Annotated in this window: 13 protein-coding genes; 5 read left to right on the top strand and 8 right to left on the bottom strand. The window is 75.1% G+C overall.

Annotation, left to right across the window (positions count from 1 at the left end; all coding sequences use genetic code 11):
- Nucleotides 1-33: 33 nt before the first annotated feature.
- Complete coding sequence (locus ACIA6C_RS11910; RefSeq protein ID WP_366082691.1) at nt 34-1,032, bottom strand: BtrH N-terminal domain-containing protein; 999 nt, start codon at nt 1,030-1,032, stop codon at nt 34-36.
- Between the two features lie 220 nt (nt 1,033-1,252).
- A complete protein-coding gene (locus tag ACIA6C_RS11905) occupies nt 1,253-1,459 on the bottom strand; it encodes a cold-shock protein (protein ID WP_081524690.1) in 207 nt (68 codons plus the stop codon).
- A 350-nt stretch (nt 1,460-1,809) separates the two neighbouring features.
- Between ACIA6C_RS11905 and ACIA6C_RS11900 the strand changes: the two genes are divergently transcribed.
- Complete coding sequence (locus tag ACIA6C_RS11900; protein ID WP_399274852.1) at nt 1,810-3,309, top strand: DEAD/DEAH box helicase; 1,500 nt, start codon at nt 1,810-1,812, stop codon at nt 3,307-3,309.
- A 22-nt stretch (nt 3,310-3,331) separates the two neighbouring features.
- Here ACIA6C_RS11900 and ACIA6C_RS11895 read toward each other — a convergent pair whose 3' ends face one another.
- The 4 genes from ACIA6C_RS11895 to ACIA6C_RS11880 form a co-directional block, all read right to left on the bottom strand.
- On the bottom strand, nt 3,332-4,264 hold the full coding sequence (locus ACIA6C_RS11895) for a class I SAM-dependent methyltransferase (protein ID WP_399274850.1): 933 nt from the start codon (nt 4,262-4,264) through the stop codon (nt 3,332-3,334).
- Between the two features lie 195 nt (nt 4,265-4,459).
- Nucleotides 4,460-5,104, bottom strand: a complete 645-nt coding sequence (locus tag ACIA6C_RS11890) for a hypothetical protein (RefSeq protein ID WP_399274848.1) — start codon at nt 5,102-5,104, stop codon at nt 4,460-4,462.
- Between the two features lie 96 nt (nt 5,105-5,200).
- On the bottom strand, nt 5,201-5,731 hold the full coding sequence (locus tag ACIA6C_RS11885) for an SRPBCC family protein (RefSeq protein WP_361137298.1): 531 nt from the start codon (nt 5,729-5,731) through the stop codon (nt 5,201-5,203).
- Nucleotides 5,732-5,796: 65 nt separating this feature from the next.
- Nucleotides 5,797-6,828: an NUDIX domain-containing protein gene (locus tag ACIA6C_RS11880; protein WP_399274846.1), complete on the bottom strand. Its 1,032-nt coding sequence runs from the start codon at nt 6,826-6,828 to the stop codon at nt 5,797-5,799.
- 869 nt (nt 6,829-7,697) lie between these two features.
- On the opposite strand from ACIA6C_RS11880, the gene ACIA6C_RS11875 reads away from it, so the two are divergent.
- The gene (locus ACIA6C_RS11875; protein ID WP_399274844.1) at nt 7,698-8,351 is read left to right on the top strand and encodes a hypothetical protein; all 654 of its coding nucleotides are present in this window, start codon (nt 7,698-7,700) and stop codon (nt 8,349-8,351) included.
- Here ACIA6C_RS11875 and ACIA6C_RS11870 read toward each other — a convergent pair.
- On the bottom strand, nt 8,336-9,283 hold the full coding sequence (locus tag ACIA6C_RS11870) for a helix-turn-helix transcriptional regulator (RefSeq protein WP_399274842.1): 948 nt from the start codon (nt 9,281-9,283) through the stop codon (nt 8,336-8,338). The genes ACIA6C_RS11875 and ACIA6C_RS11870 overlap by 16 nt on opposite strands.
- A gap of 79 nt (nt 9,284-9,362) precedes the next feature.
- Here ACIA6C_RS11870 and ACIA6C_RS11865 point away from each other — a divergent pair, with 79 nt between their 5' ends.
- The 3 genes from ACIA6C_RS11865 (at nt 9,363) to ACIA6C_RS11855 (ending at nt 14,904) form a co-directional block, all read left to right on the top strand.
- Nucleotides 9,363-9,983: a TIGR03086 family metal-binding protein gene (locus ACIA6C_RS11865; protein ID WP_399274840.1), complete on the top strand. Its 621-nt coding sequence runs from the start codon at nt 9,363-9,365 to the stop codon at nt 9,981-9,983.
- Between the two features lie 149 nt (nt 9,984-10,132).
- Nucleotides 10,133-11,920 (top strand): RNA ligase family protein, encoded by a 1,788-nt coding sequence (locus ACIA6C_RS11860; protein ID WP_399274838.1) that lies wholly within the window; start codon nt 10,133-10,135, stop codon nt 11,918-11,920.
- A complete protein-coding gene (locus tag ACIA6C_RS11855) occupies nt 11,920-14,904 on the top strand; it encodes a poly(A) polymerase (protein WP_399274836.1) in 2,985 nt (994 codons plus the stop codon). Before ACIA6C_RS11860 ends, ACIA6C_RS11855 begins: the two co-directional genes overlap by 1 nt.
- Before the next feature lie 26 nt (nt 14,905-14,930).
- Here the strand turns inward: ACIA6C_RS11855 and ACIA6C_RS11850 are convergent, their stop codons facing one another.
- Complete coding sequence (locus tag ACIA6C_RS11850; RefSeq protein WP_399276195.1) at nt 14,931-15,848, bottom strand: NADP-dependent oxidoreductase; 918 nt, start codon at nt 15,846-15,848, stop codon at nt 14,931-14,933.
- Between the last annotated feature and the right edge of the window lies 1 nt (nt 15,849).

Below are 15,849 nucleotides of genomic sequence, written 5' to 3'. Positions count from 1 at the left end.
TTCCCGGAGGCGGCCCGCGCGGCAGGGGCGGTCCTACACCGCCAGGACCGCCGCGGCCTCGCGTTCGAGTTCGGCGCAGCGGTCGACGAGCCCCGCGCACGCGTCGAACAGTGCCCGGCGCTCTCCCGCGTCGGCCTCCGGGGCGGCCTTGCGGGCGAGGGTGGCGAGTTCCGACCAGTGGCTGCCCGATGCGCGCATGAGCGCGGCCGCCTCGGACCGGCCGACCAGGTCCAGGAAGTCGGCGTACAGCGGCCGGGTGGCACCGGGCGCCGTCCACTCCTCCTCCAGGGAGGCGTACAGCCGTCGGGTGGCGCCGCGGAACGCCTCGGGAGAGGCTCCGAACCGCTGCTCCCAGCCTGCGGCGGTGGTGGTGTCGCGCAGGTCCGCGGAGAGCCTGGCCATACCGGAGAGGCCGAAGTTGACGTCGAACCGGTTGCCGAGGACCGGCCCGGTCAGGTGCTTGACGGTGGCGGCGACGGCCCCGTCGACGTCCGGGTCGGCCTCGGCCGGTCCGGTGGGTACGACCAGTTGGTGGCGGCCGGTGGGGTGGGCGCTCCAGGCCGCGCCGAACTCCTCGCGGTCGATCCGGTAGGGCGCCGCGGCCCCGTCCTCGATGAAGAGGTCGTCGCCCTCGTACCCGGCGATGACCACGGTGTACGCGTCGGCGCCCGGCATCGGGGCGGCCGCTTCGTGCCAGGGGAGGGAGGAGCGGTCGACGACGCAGAACACGGGCTGCCCCTCGTCGAGCGCGGCGCGGACCCGGCCCCAGCGGGGTTTGGTGCTGCGGGTGGCGTCGTAGGGGACGTGCAGTCGGCCGAGGGCGACCTGCACCCACGGCTCGGGGTGGGCCTGGGCGACGATGGTGGCCAGCGGCGGGCGCTCGGGGTACTCGAAGACGAAGTACATGAAGCCGATACCGCCCGCGAGCCCCGCGACCAGCGCCTCGTCGTGGGCGTTGCCCAGCGCGTGGCGGATCAGGGAGCTCTCGCGGTGGCGTCCGGTACCGAATTCTTCGTACAAGAGCACAGTCATGCGGCCAGCGTAGTCGCGCCGAAGGCCCCGGCCGTCCGCGCCCGTGCGGTCTTCGCGGGGGCGTGCGGGGCGGCGACCGCCGACCGGCGGCTCCGAGCCGGCGGACCGCTCCGGCGGCTGCCCGGGGCCCGGCACGCGGCGCGCCTCGGCCGAGCGGCGTGGGCCCCGCCCGGAAGGACTTCCGGCGGGGCCCACGCACAGCTCGGCTCGTGAAGCGGAGTCAGCCGATGGGGACCACCTGCTCCGCCTGCGGGCCCTTGGGGCCCTGGGTCACGTCGTACTCGACCTTCGCGCCCTCCGCCAGCTCCTTGAAACCGGTGGTCTGGATCGCGGAGAAGTGCACGAACACGTCGGGACCGCCGTCGTCCTGCTGGATGAACCCGAACCCCTTCTCCGAGTTGAACCACTTCACGATGCCAGTTGCCATGGGTACTGATCCTTCTCGACGTGCCTCTCGGGCCACACACGCGGCCGTCTCGATAGTGCCCACCCGCCCCGCCCGCCACACCCCAGGCGCGGCCAACCGGGTTCGTTCGAACTTGTGCCCGACTTGTCGGTGAAAGGAGTGAGCACCGCCGGTGGCGTGGGGCTCCGCTCGCGCCCGGCGGCGAGGGCCGCGGCTGGTAAAATGGGCGGGAAACTTGATGCGCGGGCCGTTCTCGCCCGGTGCGGACGTGTACGACGAGCCGGGGCCCGTACCGAGGGGTACGGGCCCCGGCTCGTTGCCGTCCGAGGTCGTCGCCGCGCCGCGCACGCTCTCCTCACGGAAGGTTCTGCATGAAGAACCCGTCAGCTCACGGGCGTTTCGGCGTCAAGGCCGGAGCCAAGGCAGGCGGCAAGCCGGGGGCCAAGGGCCCCGGCAAGGCCCCTCGGACCCTCGGGCCGCAGGGGGAGTTCGCCATGCCCAAGACGGAAACGCCCGCGCTGGCGCCGGTGGCGTCGTTCGCGGAGCTCGCTCTGCCCGTCGAGCTGATGGAGACGATGACCGAGCAGGGGGTGCGCGAGCCGTTCCCGATCCAGGCCGCCACGCTGCCGAACTCGCTCGCCGGCCGGGACATCCTCGGCCGCGGCCGGACCGGCTCCGGCAAGACCCTCGCCTTCGGTCTGGCCCTGCTGGCCCGTACGGCGGGGCAGCAGGCGGATCCGAAGCGGCCGCTCGCCCTGGTCCTCGTACCGACCCGCGAGCTGGCGCAGCAGGTGACCGAGGCGCTGGACCCGTACGCCAAGGCGCTGGGCCTGCGGATGGCAACGGTCGTCGGCGGTCTGTCGATCGGCCGGCAGTCCGGTGCGCTGCGCACCGGCGCAGAGGTCGTGGTGGCCACCCCGGGGCGCCTCAGCGACCTCGTCGGACGGCGCGACGTCCACCTGGAGCGGGTACGGATCACGGTCCTCGACGAGGCGGACCAGATGTGCGACATGGGGTTCATGCCGCAGGTCACGGAGATCCTGGACCAGGTGCACCACGCCGGTCAGCGGATGCTGTTCTCCGCCACGTTGGACCGCAACGTGGACCAGCTGGTGCGCCGCTACCTCAAGGACCCGGTCTCGCACTCGGTGGACCCGCAGTCCGCCTCGGTGGGGACCATGGACCACCACGTGCTGCACATCCACGCGGCGGACAAGATCTCGGCCGCGACGGAGATCGCCGCGCGCGAGGGCCGGGTGCTGATGTTCCTGGACACCAAGCACGGCGTCGACCAGTTCGTGAAGCACCTGCGGGCGATGGGCGTGCGCGCGGAGGGCCTGCACAGCGGGAAGTCGCAGCCCCAGCGCACCCGGACCCTGGGGCAGTTCAAGGACGGGCTGGTCAACGTACTGGTCGCGACGAACGTCGCGGCCCGCGGCATCCACATCGACGACCTCGACCTCGTCGTCAACGTGGACCCGCCGGCCGACAGCAAGGACTACCTGCACCGCGGCGGGCGCACGGCCCGGGCCGGCGAGTCCGGCAAGGTCGTCACCCTCATCACCCCGAACCAGCGGCGCGACATCGTCCGGCTGATGGCCGACGCCAAGATCCGGCCCACCATCACCCAGGTCCGCTCCGGCGAAGCGGCGCTCAGCCGGATCACCGGTGCCAAGGCCCCGTCGGGCGTCCCCCTGTCCGGGTCGGCGCCGACGGACGCCAAGGGCAGGCCGAGCGGCTCCGACCTCGGCTTCCGGGGCATCGGAACCCGCCCGGGCCGGCCCGGAAAGGGCAAGGAGTCCCGTAAGACCATCGAGGCCCGTCAGGCGGCCGAAGCCCGGCGCGCGGCGCGGGTGCGCAAGGCCAACTGACACCCGCGCGGCGCGGCCGGGCTCAGCGGCGGCGGCGCCGCGCGGCCACGATCTTGCGGGTGACCAGCGGCGGGAGCAGGTCCTTGGCCAGCTTGCGCCAGGCGGCCGGGGGCCTGCGGACGGCGGCGGGGGCCTGCGGGGCGACGGGTTCCGCCTCCTCGGCAGCGTGCAGCGGCTTCGGGGGCGCGATCGGGACCACGCCCTCGTCGCCGATCCGCACGAGCGGCAGGCCGGCCACGACATCGACGCCGTGCCACAGGTCGGAGCGGCCCTCCAGCCAGCTCAGCAGCGCCTTCTGGTGGGGGGCCGGGTCTCCCCAGGTGGCGTAGAGCTTCGAGGCGGAGACGGCGATCACCCGCAGCCCGTCGTGGACGACGGCGGCCCACACCGCCGCAGCGACGCCGGGGCAGTGGGCCGAGCGGTAGTCGTCGAAGACGACGACGGCGTCCGGGGCGGCGACCAGCCGGGAGGACTCGATGTCCTGGACGACGTGCTCGTAGAGGTGCGAGGCGTCGATGTGGATGAAGCGGCAGCTCTTGGCGCGCACCCGGTCGGCCACCACGGAGGTGGGCGCCTGGATGAGGGTGGGCAGCGCCTCGTGGAAGGCGAGGTAGTTCGTCTCGAAGCCGCGCCGGGTCAGGGTGGGGTACGAGTCCCGGACCTCGCTGAGGTTCTCGTCGTCCGGCGGGGGCGAGTCGAAGAGGTCGCAGACGGTGAACTCCTCGCCGTCCCGCAGGTATCCCGCCAGGAAGATCGCGCTCTTCCCCATGAACGCGCCGAGCTCCAGAAGGTCGCCCGAGGAGGCGGCGTCACTGTTCTGCCGGGTCAGGAACCAGTCGAAGAGCACCTGGTCGTACGCCGAGAACCATCCCTTGACCTCGCTGAAGGCGCGCGGGGTGGGGGGAGCGGGCTCGGCTTCCGGGGTGGTGACGGGAGCCTGTGAAAGGTGCGACACGGAGAGTCATCCTCCAGCGGAATGGCATGGTCCAACGCTGATACCCGGCCAGGTGAGCCGACCTTAAGCCCCCGAACGCACGTGTGACGAGGCTTCGGTGGGAGAGCGTCCGCAATCCGTGCCACAGGAGCCGCCATCCGTCCCTTTCGTCACGCTATAAGGGGCTCGCTCCACCGCTTCCCGGACGGTCCGCGCTCAGGCGGAGGCACGTTTGCGCAGCCGCCGGGCGGCGGCGTCGCGGACCCGGTGGCTGCGGGCGGCCGCGGCGAGCACGCCGAGCGCCTCGTACGAGGTCACCGTCTGGGCGGCGGTGCGCTGGCACCAGTCGGAGGCGGCCGTGAGCTCCGCCGCGGACCAGGGCTCGCCCGCGGCGATAGCCTTCAGCAGGGTCCACTCGCGCAGCCGCCCGGACGGGAAGAGCCGCCCGTGGAGCGCCGTCTCCATGGCCCGGGCCCACCCGGGGAAGCGCCCGTCGGCCAGCAGTCGGACCGCGCGCCGGTCCAGGTGCGTGACGACGGCGCTCTCGGCCATCACCGGGTCCGGGTCGCGCAGGACGACGGCGACCGCCTCGGCCTCCCGCTGGTCGGCGAAGGCGGCGGCTTCGGCGGGGACTGCCGCTTCGGCGGGGCGGGCCGCTTCGGCGGAGGCACACGCTTCGGCGGGGCGGGCCGCTTCGCCGGTCGCCGACACGTGGCCGGAGGCCACTACTTCGGCGGAGGCCGGCACTTCTGCGGAGGCCGCCGCGAGCGCCGCGAGGTGGCGGGCGTAGCGCCACCGCTCGGGCGGCTGCCCCGGCCCGCTCCCCTGCACCCGGCGTATCTCGTGTTCGCTGCTCCCCATGTCCTTATTCCACACGACCCCCTCGGCCGCCCGGCGCCCAGGGGTGCGTGAGGGCGCGAGGGGGTGCGGGGGCTCCGGCAGGGTGCCGTACGCGGGTCAGCGTTCGAAGTCTTCGTGGCCGCCGTAGCCCTGTTCATCGTCGTGACCCGGCCCGGGAAGCGGGGCACCGGTCTCCAGCAGGGTCTTGAGACTGGAGGCGAGGAACGGCCAGGTGCGCGAGCACATGCCGATGAGGGTGCCTCCCGGATCGAACCCCTCGTGGATGACGGTCAGCCGGGTGAGCGTGTCACCGACCGGTTCGATCTCGTACGTGACCTTCGTGCGCCGTTCGCGGGCCAGCTCGGCCCGCAGCTCCTCGCCGATGCCCACCGAGGCGGCCCATTGCGGCGTGAAGGTGTGCCAGGTGTAGGAGAGCCTGCGGTTCGGGACGCAGTCGAGCACCACCTGGGCCGGGTCGCTGGTGCGGGCTCCTCGTTCGACCCAGTCCATCCGCGAGCCGACCGCCCAGTCGGTCTCGAAGCTCAGCCCCCAGTACCTGCGCGTGAGGGCCGGCTCGGTCAGCGCCTGCCAGACGCGGTCGGGATCGGCCTGGATGTAGAGGGTGTACGTGATCGCGCTGTCGCTCATGGCGTCCATGCTGCGGGACCGCGGTCCGCGGGGCCGGGATTGCGGACGGGACGACGCCGGGCCCGTCACCAACGGGCGCCCTCGCGGGGCAGTTCGGTGGGCGGGGTCCGGGGCGGGGCGGGGAGCGAGAGCTGCTGGCGGGCCGCGTGGACGGCCGCCAGCTCCTGACGGCCGGCCGGCCCCCAGTCGCTGAGTTCGCGGACCTGTTCCGGGGTGGCCAGCAGCCGCGCGTACGCGGGGTCGCGGTGCGCGGACACCGCCGTCAGACGGGCCACGGTGCGGGCGTGGGCGCCCTGGTCGGCGTACCGGTAGCCGAGCGGGGCGGCCCCGGCGGTGGGTTCGGCGTTCGGGGGCGGCAGGTGCGCGGCGCCCGTCGCGCGGGCGATCAGCAGCAGGACCCGCCCGTCGGGGGCGAACAGCCATCCGGACCGGTCCCGCACCGGCAGCCCGGCGGGCACCGGGCCGGGGTGCCAGGCGCCGCGCCCGGGCGTCCGGCGGGTCCGCAGCACTCCGAGCCGGTCGAGGGCGGTCGGTGTGACCGGCCGGCCGTCCTCCAGCAGCGCCGGACCGGCGCCGGCGATCCGGGCGCGCAGCGCGGACAGGGCCCGGCCGGCGTCGCCGGCGTCCATCAGGCCCGCCAGGTCGGCGGGCTCGGCGAAGTCGATGCCCGTGATCTCCTGGGCCGGGAGGCGGACGGCCCCGATCCGGTCGGGGGTCCAGGTGCCGCCGTCGAAGACGTAGAGGATCTCGCCGGGGAAGCGCATCTCGGGTGGAAACCCGGGGGTGCCGGCGGGGATCCAGTCGACGGCGAGCCCGTGCGGGTAGTGGCCGTCGATCCCGAGCTCTTCGCGCATCTCGCGGGCGGCCGCGGCGGCCGGCGACTCGCCCGCGTCGACGGCGCCGCCGGGCAGCAGCCGGTCGGGCCGGTAGTCGACCGTCTGGACGAGCACCCGGCCGTCGGTGTCCGTGACGAGGACGACCGCCCCGGTCCAGAGCGCGGCGCGCGAGGCGCCGTACTCGGCGGGCGTCATCCAGGTACCGGTCTGCGCGGCGGCCTGCCCGGTGGCCTGGCCGGCGTCGTCGGTCAGCTGGGGCATGGGGGGACTCCGTTTCGCCGTGGGGGTGGCCCGCCGGCTGTGCAACAGCGCCGACGACCCTGCGGTTACGGCGCACACCCGGATGCGGAACCCACTGCGCCGTTTTGCCTCGCCGATACCTCCTTATTGCCTGATTATGTCGATCTTGCTAGCTTCCGTGATGCGGACAGGCGGCCTGAAAACCGCCCGTCCGACCACGTGACCGGCCGTGGGGGGCGACGCCGGTGTGAGGAACGCCGACGGTGCGACGGCCGTCGGCGGTGGGGACGGCGAGCGGAACGGCGATCCGGGCTCGGACCCGATCCCGAGCGTCCGGCCGGTTGCCGCGTCGACCACCTTCCGGTTGCCCAGGGGTGAGCGGAGCGTGAGGCCCACCGGCTCCAGCCTGATGCCGGCCGAGCAGACCTGACCGGCTTTCTCCCGTGTGCGGATCGACGGTTCAGGGTGATCGCGGTGTCCGATTCCCTGCCCGTGAGCCGACCCGTCCGACAACCGCCCACCACGACGGTGGTGATGACGGCCCGTCCGTCCAGCCCGAGGCGCACGGCGCGGATGAGGGGCTGGGTTTGCGCCCGAGGCGCCGTCCCGCAGGCGGCCAGGAGGAGCCCGCAGACGACGAGGGCTGCCGTGCGGCGGGGTCGCGTCATGGCGCTGCGACGCGTGGGCAGCCCCAGAGGTTCCCGCCCGGCCCGATACCGCAGTTGCCCATGCCCGTTGACGTCGTTCACGCGCCGCGGCGCCGCACGACGGCCACCGCCGACCGCGACCGTGACGGCGGCCACGGCGCCGCTCGGGATCGCCTCGCACACCACGCCCGGTCCAGGGGCGAAACGCCCCCGGTCGTGAGGGCGGGGCGCCATGATGGGGCCATGACCACACCCGGCCCGGCGCAGCGGCTCGCCCACCACATACGAACCACCCTCGGCGACGGGCCGTTCCACCCGGCCCGCGGGTGGACCCACATGGGCGCCGTCATCTGTGACGCCGGCTTCGATGCCCGCCGCACGTACCGGTCCACCGTTTTGCCGCGGCTTCGGCGGCTGGAGGCGCAATGGCCCGACGCCGCCACCGTCCGCGGCTTCCGCGCCCGGCTCGCCACGGAAGACCTCGCGGTCGCCATGGACTTCAACAGCCCCGGCAAGGTCGCCGTCGCCCACGGCATCACCGATCTGCTGGCCGCCGCGGGAGTCGACACCCCCGACGATCTCCATGCCTGGCTCGGCCACCAGGCCAACCGCACGGCCCTGCGCACGGTGAAGGGCGTAGGGCCGAAGACGGTGGACTACATCGGCAATCTCGTCGGCCGGTCCCAGGTCGCGGTGGACGTACACCTGCGGGCCTTCGCCGCGGACGCCGGACTCCCGCGCCTCGGCTACCGGCAGTTGCAAGCCGTGTACGAGGAGGCCGCCGCTCTTCTCGGGCACGCACCCGGCGGCCTTGAGCACGCTGTCTGGCGGTTCAAGGCGAGGCCGGCGAAGAAGGCAGCACCCGCCGAGGGAGGTGCGGGTCAGGCGTCGTCGTAGAGCGTGGTGAGTTCGGCGCCGATGCGGGCCAGCGTGCGGCGGAGCTCTGGGGGGTCCAGGACTTCGACCAGGGCACCGAAGCCCGCGAGCTGGGCGGCCAGGGCGCGGTGGGCCGGGCCGTCGACGCGGACCTCCGTCCACCCGTCGCCGAATGGCTCGCCGACCGTGACCCGGCCGCGGAGCAGCCGTTCGAGGCGGCCCAGCGCCTCGGGGGCGACGCGGGCGCGGGCCGTCACCGCGAACATGCTGCCCTCGATCACCTCGGCCCGCTCCCGCCACACCGAGGCGAGGTCGAAGTCCGGTGGCCGGACCACCGGTTCCCCCGTGGGCTCCACCGAGGTGACACGGCTGAGCCGGAAGGTCCGCAGGCCCGAATCCGTACCGGCGACGAGGTAGTCGGCCCCCGCCTTGGCGACGAGCCCGAGGGGATCCACCCTCCGCACCCCCGCGGGCTTTCCGACCCCGGCGTACCCCAGCAGGACCCGCTCCCCCTCCACCACCGCGCTCTGGAGCAGCGAGAGGTGGCCCGCCTCGACCGTAGCGGCGTTGCGGGACCAGTCCGTGGCATCGGTGATCCCCGCGCGGGCTGCCGCCTCGGCTCCGGAGCGCAGCGCCGGCGGCAGAGCACGGACCAACTTGCGCAGGGCGGTACGGAGTTCGGGCGTCGCCGCGAGCGGCCCGGTGAGCAGGAAGAGCGCCCGGATCTCGACGGCGGTCAGGCCCGTCAGGTTGGTGCGCGCGCCGCCGACCAGCGACCATCCGCCGCCCCGGCCGCGTTGTGAGTAGACGGGGATCCCCGACGCGGCCAGGGCCTCCAGGTCACGGCGGGCGGTGCGCTCGGACACCTCCAGTTCGGCGGCGACCTCGCAAACGGTGACGCGGCCGCGCTCCTGGAGGAACAACAAGGTCGCCACCAACCGGTCGGCCCTCATGCGCGGCGCCCCACTTCCTCCGGAGAAACTCCGGTAAAACTGGCCAGAAGGTGGCCACTTTAGCCGCAACGATGAACACATGAACGAGAACACCGCACAGCTCGCGGCCCCGCAGTCCCTGCCCGCCCGCGCCTTCGACCCGCGCCCCGACCTCTCGGCCGCCATCGCCCTCGCCGGACGCACCCTCGCCGCCGTGCGCCCCGACCAGTACGACCTGCCCACCCCCTGCGACGAGTTCGACGTCCGGCGGCTGTCGAGCCACCTCATCGCGGTCCTGCGCCGGATCGCGGTGATCGGGCGGGGCGAGGACCCGTTCAGCGTGCCGTCCTTCGCCGACGAACTCCCCGACGGGGCGTGGGCCGCGGCCTGGGCGCCGGCCACGCTGGAGGCGGAGTCCGTGTGGGCGGACGAAGGGATCCTCGACCGGGAGCTGCGGCTGCCGATCGGCCCGAAGCCGGGAGCGGTCGGCGCGGTGATCTACACGAACGAACTGACCGTGCACACCTGGGACCTGGCGCGGGCGACGGGACAGCACCCCGCCTGGGACCCGGCTCTGGTGGAGCGGGTGCTGGAGGTCCTGCGCCGGTCCCTACCGGCCGACCGGCGCGGTGGCCCGGTGCCCTACGGCGAGGTCGTCGCGGTGGACGACGACGCTCCCGCCATCGACCGGCTCGTGGCGTGGGCGGGCCGCCGGCCGTAGGACCGCGGCGGGCCGGCCGGAGGGCCGCCGGCGGGCCGGTCTGCGGGCCTCCGGCCCGCGGGTCGTGATATCGGGTGGATCCGCCCGCGCCGCCTACCTAGAGTGACGGTGGAAGCCCTCGTCGGGCAGCGGTCGAGCAGGAGCGGATCATGCGCACGCACTACCCCCGTACGGCGCACCTGCCCTGGTCCCCCGGGGCGGCCCCGGACGACGTACGCATGTCCGGACCCGTCGCGCTGGCCGGGCGGGAGGTGGTCGTCACGGAGAAGCTCGACGGCGAGAACACCACCCTCTACCGCGACGGGCTGCACGCACGCTCCCCGGACTCGGGACACCACCCCTCCCGGGCCTGGGTGAAGGGCCTCCAGGGCCGCATCGGCCCGCAGATACCGGCGGGCCGGCGGGTGTGCGGCGAGAACCTGTACGCCCGGCACTCCCTCCCGTACGAGGAGCTGGACAGCTGGTTCTACGGGTTCTCGGTGTGGGACGGCGACCACTGCCTGGACTGGGACCGGACGGTGGGTTTCCTGCGGCGCTTGGGCGTGCCCACCCCGCGCGTGCTGTGGCGGGGCGTCTACGACGAGCGCGCGCTGCGCAGGCTGCGGATCGACACCACCCGCCAGGAGGGGTACGTCGTACGGACCGTCGCCGGCTTCGCCCGGGCCGACTTCGGGCGGTACGTGGCCAAGTGGGTGCGCGGAGGGCACGTACGGACCGGCACGCACTGGATGTACGCGCCGGTGGTACCGAACGGGCTGGGGCCGGCGGCCGCGCTGTGGGCGGTCCGGTCGGGCTCCGAGCCGGACCCGGCGGGCCTGCTCGGCGCGCTCGGGATGGAGCCCGACCCCGCGCCGGGGACCGCGGATGCCGTCGCCGACGTGGCCGCCCGGCTGGACGGGCTGGGGCGCACCGGGGAGAGCCGGCTGACCGGGGTGCTCGCCGCCGTCCTGCACCGCGTGCCGCGAGCCCGGCTGGGTGCGCGGCTGGCGGCCGGGCCGCTCGGGATGCCGTCCGCCCGTCGGGTGGCGGACCTGGTCGGGCTGTACCCGGCCCTGCGCAGGCCGTTCCCCGACGCGGAGCGGCGGGCCGGGCTGGTCCGCCTGGCCACGGCCGCCGACCTGGGAGTGCTGCACGCGCTGGCCGGGGCGCTGGGGGAACCCGGGGACGGGGCGGGGCGCGAGTGGGCGGAGTGGTCGGCCCTGCTCGCGCAGGAGGCCGGGCTGCTCGGACCGGACCCGCTGGGGCCGTTGCGCAGGGGGCTGCGCGAGGCGCTCGCCGGGCTCGGGCAGCGCGCGGCCGACCGGTGCTGGGCGCAGGCGCGGGAGGCGTTCGGGCAGGGCAGGGTGCACACCGCCGAGGAGGCGGTGGCCGCGACCTGGCGCCTCCGGGACGGGGCCTTCCCGCACCTGCTGCAGTTGTGCGGGCCGTCGGGCAGCGGCAAGAGCACCTACGCCGGGCGGCTGCCCGGGGTGGAGACCTGCATCAGTCTTGACGATCTGCGCACCGCCCGGGGTTCCCGCTCCGACCAGCGGGCCAACGCCGACGTTGTGCGCGAGGGCCTGGACCGGCTGGACGCCGCCCTGGCGGCAGCCGCGCGCACGGGCGGGACGGTGGTGTGGGACGCCACCTCGCTGACGAAGCAGCAGCGGGGGCAGGCCGGGGCGGTCGCGCGCCGCCGCGACGCGCTGGTCACGCACGCCGTGGTGTGGGTCGGGGAGGACGAACTGGTGCGGCGCAACGCCTCGCGGGCACACCCCGTGCCGGAGGGCGTACTGGCCTCGCAACTGCGCCGGTTCAGTCCTCCGTACCCGGGCGAGGCGCACCTGACGTGGTACGTCGGCGCCGACGGCACGCTCGCGGACACCGCCGGGTCGATCGGCGAGGCGGACACGGAGGAGTCCCCGGCGGCTGCCGGGACACCGGGCGAGGACGGCTGATGCGTACCAGCGAGCAGCTCTACCACCAGGTCCGCTGGGACCCCCGCTTCGACCCGGCGCGGTTCACCCTCGGGCTGCTCCAGCGCGGGGCCGCCCCCAAGCGGGTCCCGCTGCCGTCCTTCGTGCCGGGCGGTGACATCCCCTGGCACCGCGTGCTGTTCGTGGAGGCCGACGGGGAGCTGGTGTGGGACCGGGCCACCGGAGTGGACCGGATCGACGTGACGCGGGCCGGGCGGGTACGCGACCCGCGGCTGCTGCGGGCACCGTTCTTCACCGCCCGCACCCCGCACGCATGGGACCCGGCGGACGGCGGCGGCTGGCGGCCCGTGGAGGCACCCGGAGCCGGGGCGGAGCCCGCTCCGGCGCGGGTGCGGCTGCTCACCTGGAACACGCTGTGGGACCGCTACGACGCCCCGCGCATCGCGACCGACCGGCGCAGGCCGCTGCTGCTGGCCGACCTGGAGGCCGCCGACGCGGACGTGATCGCGCTCCAGGAAGTCGAACCCGCGCTGCTCGTCCGGCTGCTGGCGCTGCCGTGGGTCCGGGCCGGCTACACCCTGGGAACCGACCCAGGCGGACCCGACGTCGCCGACAGCGGGTTGCTGCTGCTCAGCCGCCTGCCGGTGCGCGAGGCCGGGCTGAACGTGCTGGGCCCGCACAAGGCGGTCACCGCCGTCACCGTCGATACGGCGGACGGCCCGCTGGTGGTCGCCGCGACGCATCTGAGCAGCGACCACTCCGAGCGCGGGGCGGACCGGCGGGAGGCGGAACTCGCGCGGCTGGCCGAGGGACTGGGCGGCGTCGAAGCCGCGCTGGCGCTGGTCGGCGACTTCAACGACGGGCGGTCCGGGGCCGAGGGGCCGGCGGCCGCGCTGGGGCTCCGGGACGCGTGGAGCGAGGTGCACGGGCCGGCGGACGACACCCCGACCTTCGACCCGGTGGCCAATCCGCTGGCCGCGGTCGGCTCGCTGTCGGGGCGGGCTGCGCGGCTGGACCGGATCCTGCTGAGGTCGGCGGACGCGCGGGTGCGGGAAGCCTCCCTGCGGGGGGATTCCCCCACCGCCGACGGGCTGTTCGTCTCCGACCACTACGGGGTGCAGGCGACGGTCGAGTTCGCGGCCGGCGGCGAGGGCGGCACCCTCGACGCACCGGCGACCGCGCGGACGGCGGTGGCGTGGCTGCCGCCGCACGACCCGGCGGTGGACGCCCTGCGGCGGGAGCACGACCCGGGGGCCGACCGGTGGCCGCCGCACGTGAACCTGCTGTACGGCTTCGTACCCGAGTCCTCCTTCGAGGAGGCGCTGCCGTTGCTGGCGGAAGTCGCCGCGAGGACCGCGCCGTTCACCGCCCGGCTGGCCGGGGTGCACAGCTTCGGACACCGCGACGACGCGACCCTGTGGCTGGACCCGGCGGCCGACGGTGACGCGGCGTGGCAGGAGCTGCGACGGGCACTGGCCGCACGCTTCCCCGGGTGTCGCGGGCGGGGCGCGGACGCGCGGGAGTTCACCCCGCACCTGACGCTGGGGCGCAGCGGCGATCCGCAGCGGGCGGTCCGCGCGTTCGAGGCCCGGCTCGGGGAAGGGGGCTCCCTCCAGGGCTCGGCGGTGCGGGTCGGATCGCTCGCGGTGCTGTCGCGGCGCGGGGACGAGCCGATGCGGGTCCGGGCGACCGTGGAACTCGGGACCGGGTCGGTGCGCCGGCTCGCCGACGAGGCACCTTCGCCGCGACCCGGCGGTGACGGGCCGGCGGACACGGACACAGCGGGACCGGAGGCGGCACCGGTTGTGGGGCCGCCCGCCGCCGGGCCGGACGCCGGATCCGTCGCCGCCCGCGTCGAGGGGGCGCTGCCGGACGCCGGATCCGTCGCCGCCCGCGTCGAGGGGGCGCTCCCCGGCGCGGTGGTACACCTGGCCGGTTCCCGGCGGATGGGCTGCGCGCTGCCCGGGGCGGACCTGGACCTGGTGGCTGCCCTGCCGGGCCAGGTGGACCCCGAGCGGCTGCGGGAGCGGATCGCGGCGGCGCTGCCGCGGGCCCGGCGGCTCCGGCTGGTCACCGGGGCGCGGGTGCCGGGCCTGCGGTTCCGCGTGGACGGACTGGACGTGGACCTGGTGGCCGTCGCCACCGGGACAGCGGCCCCGGCGCAAGCGGTGTCCGGGCGCGCCGGGCTCGGCGAGGCGGCGGCGGTGGCGCTGAGCGCAGTGAGCGACGCCGATGCGGTACGGGGCTTCGTGGGCTCCCGGTCGGAGGCGTTCGCCGGGCTGGCGCGCGAGGTGAAGGCCTGGGCCCGGTCCCGCGGCCTGGACTGCGCCCCGTTCGGCGGTCTGCCGGGGCTGGCCTGGGCGGTGCTGGCGGCGCGCACGGTCGCGGAGGCCGAGGACCTGGCCGCGGGGACACTGCTCAGGGAGTTCTTCGCCACCTGGGCCGCTTGGGACTGGCGCCTGCCGGTCGCCCTGAACACGCCGTCCGACCTGAACACGCCGTCCGCCCCGCAGGCGACCCCCGGCCCCGGACCGGCCGTCACCGTACTCACGCCCTCCCACCCCGTCCGCAGCTGCACGGCCCAGGTGGGCCCCGGGACGCGGGACTTGCTGGTGCGGGAGCTGTACGCGGCGTGGGAGTGGCTGGACGCCGACCCGGGCCGCCTCTCCCCCGCCGGCCCCACACCGCTCCACCGGCGGCACGCGGCGTGGGCGGTGGTCACCGTAAGGGGCTCCGGACCCGGCGAGTTCGAGGAGAACCTGGGCCGGATGCGGGGCCGTCTGCGCGCCCTGCTCGGCGCCCTCGCGGACGCGGGTCTGCCCGACGCCCATGCCTGGCCCCGCCCCTTCGAGCGCGGCGACGCCCTGGCCCGGTACGCGATCGGCCTCGGGACCGCCCCGCCGGACGCGGCCCGGCTGGCCTCGCTCTGCGGCCCGTGGTCCTCGGGCCTGCCCGGCGTCGAGGTCGCCTGGGCGGAGTGCGGAGCGGTCCCCTCGCTGGCCTGACGGCCTGACCTGCGGGACGGGGGCGCTCAGAGCTGGATGACGATCTTGCCTGCGGTGTGCCCGGCCTGGCTCAGCTCGAAGGCCGCCGCCAGCTCGGCGAGGGGGAAGGTCTCGGCGACCGGCACCGTCAGCAGCCCGCTGTCCGCGAGCCGGCCCAGTTCGGCGAGGTCGTCGGCGACCGGCCTGACCCACATCCACTGACCGCCCGCGCCGATCACCGTGTGGTCGGCGATCGACGCGTGGCGCCCGCCGTCCGCGAGGACCGCGCGCGTCACGTCCAGCACCCCGCCGACGAAGTCCGCTACGACGCTCACCCCGTCGGGTGCCAGCTCGCGGACGCGGTCGGCGAGGCCGTCCCCGTACGCGACGGGCTCGCACCCCAGCTCGCGCAGCCGGTCGTGGTTGCGCGGCGAGGCGGTGCCGATGACGCGGGCGCCCAGCGAACGGGCGATCTGCACGCCGAGGGAGCCCACGCCGCCGGACGCGCCGTGGACGAGGACGGTGTCATCCTTGCCGGTGCCGAGGCGGGTGAGGAGCTGGTACGCGGTGAGGCCGGCGAGCGGAAGTCCGGCGGCCTGCTTCCAGTCGAGCGAGGCGGGCTTCGCGGCCATCGTCCGGACGGGGACGCTGACGAACTCGGCGAAGGTGCCGCCGTGTACGTAGTCCTTGCGGGCGTACGCGATGACCTCGTCGCCGACCGCGAACTCCGGGGCGTCGATGCCGACGCGCTCGACGGTGCCGGCGACGTCCCAGCCCGGGACCACCGGGTACACGACGTCCATCAGCGCGTCGAGCCCACCCGCCATGATCTTCCAGTCGACCGGGTTGACCGCGGCGTACTTGACGCGGACGAGCACCTCGCCGGGTGCGACCTTGGGGACCGGCAGCCTGGTTTCGGCGAGCACCTCCGTACCGCCGTACGTCTCGTATGCCATGGCCCGCATC

The organism is Streptomyces sp. NPDC051578 (genome assembly GCF_044454045.1).
Taxonomy (GTDB): domain Bacteria; phylum Actinomycetota; class Actinomycetes; order Streptomycetales; family Streptomycetaceae; genus Streptomyces.
This window is presented reverse-complemented; position numbering and strand designations above follow the sequence as displayed.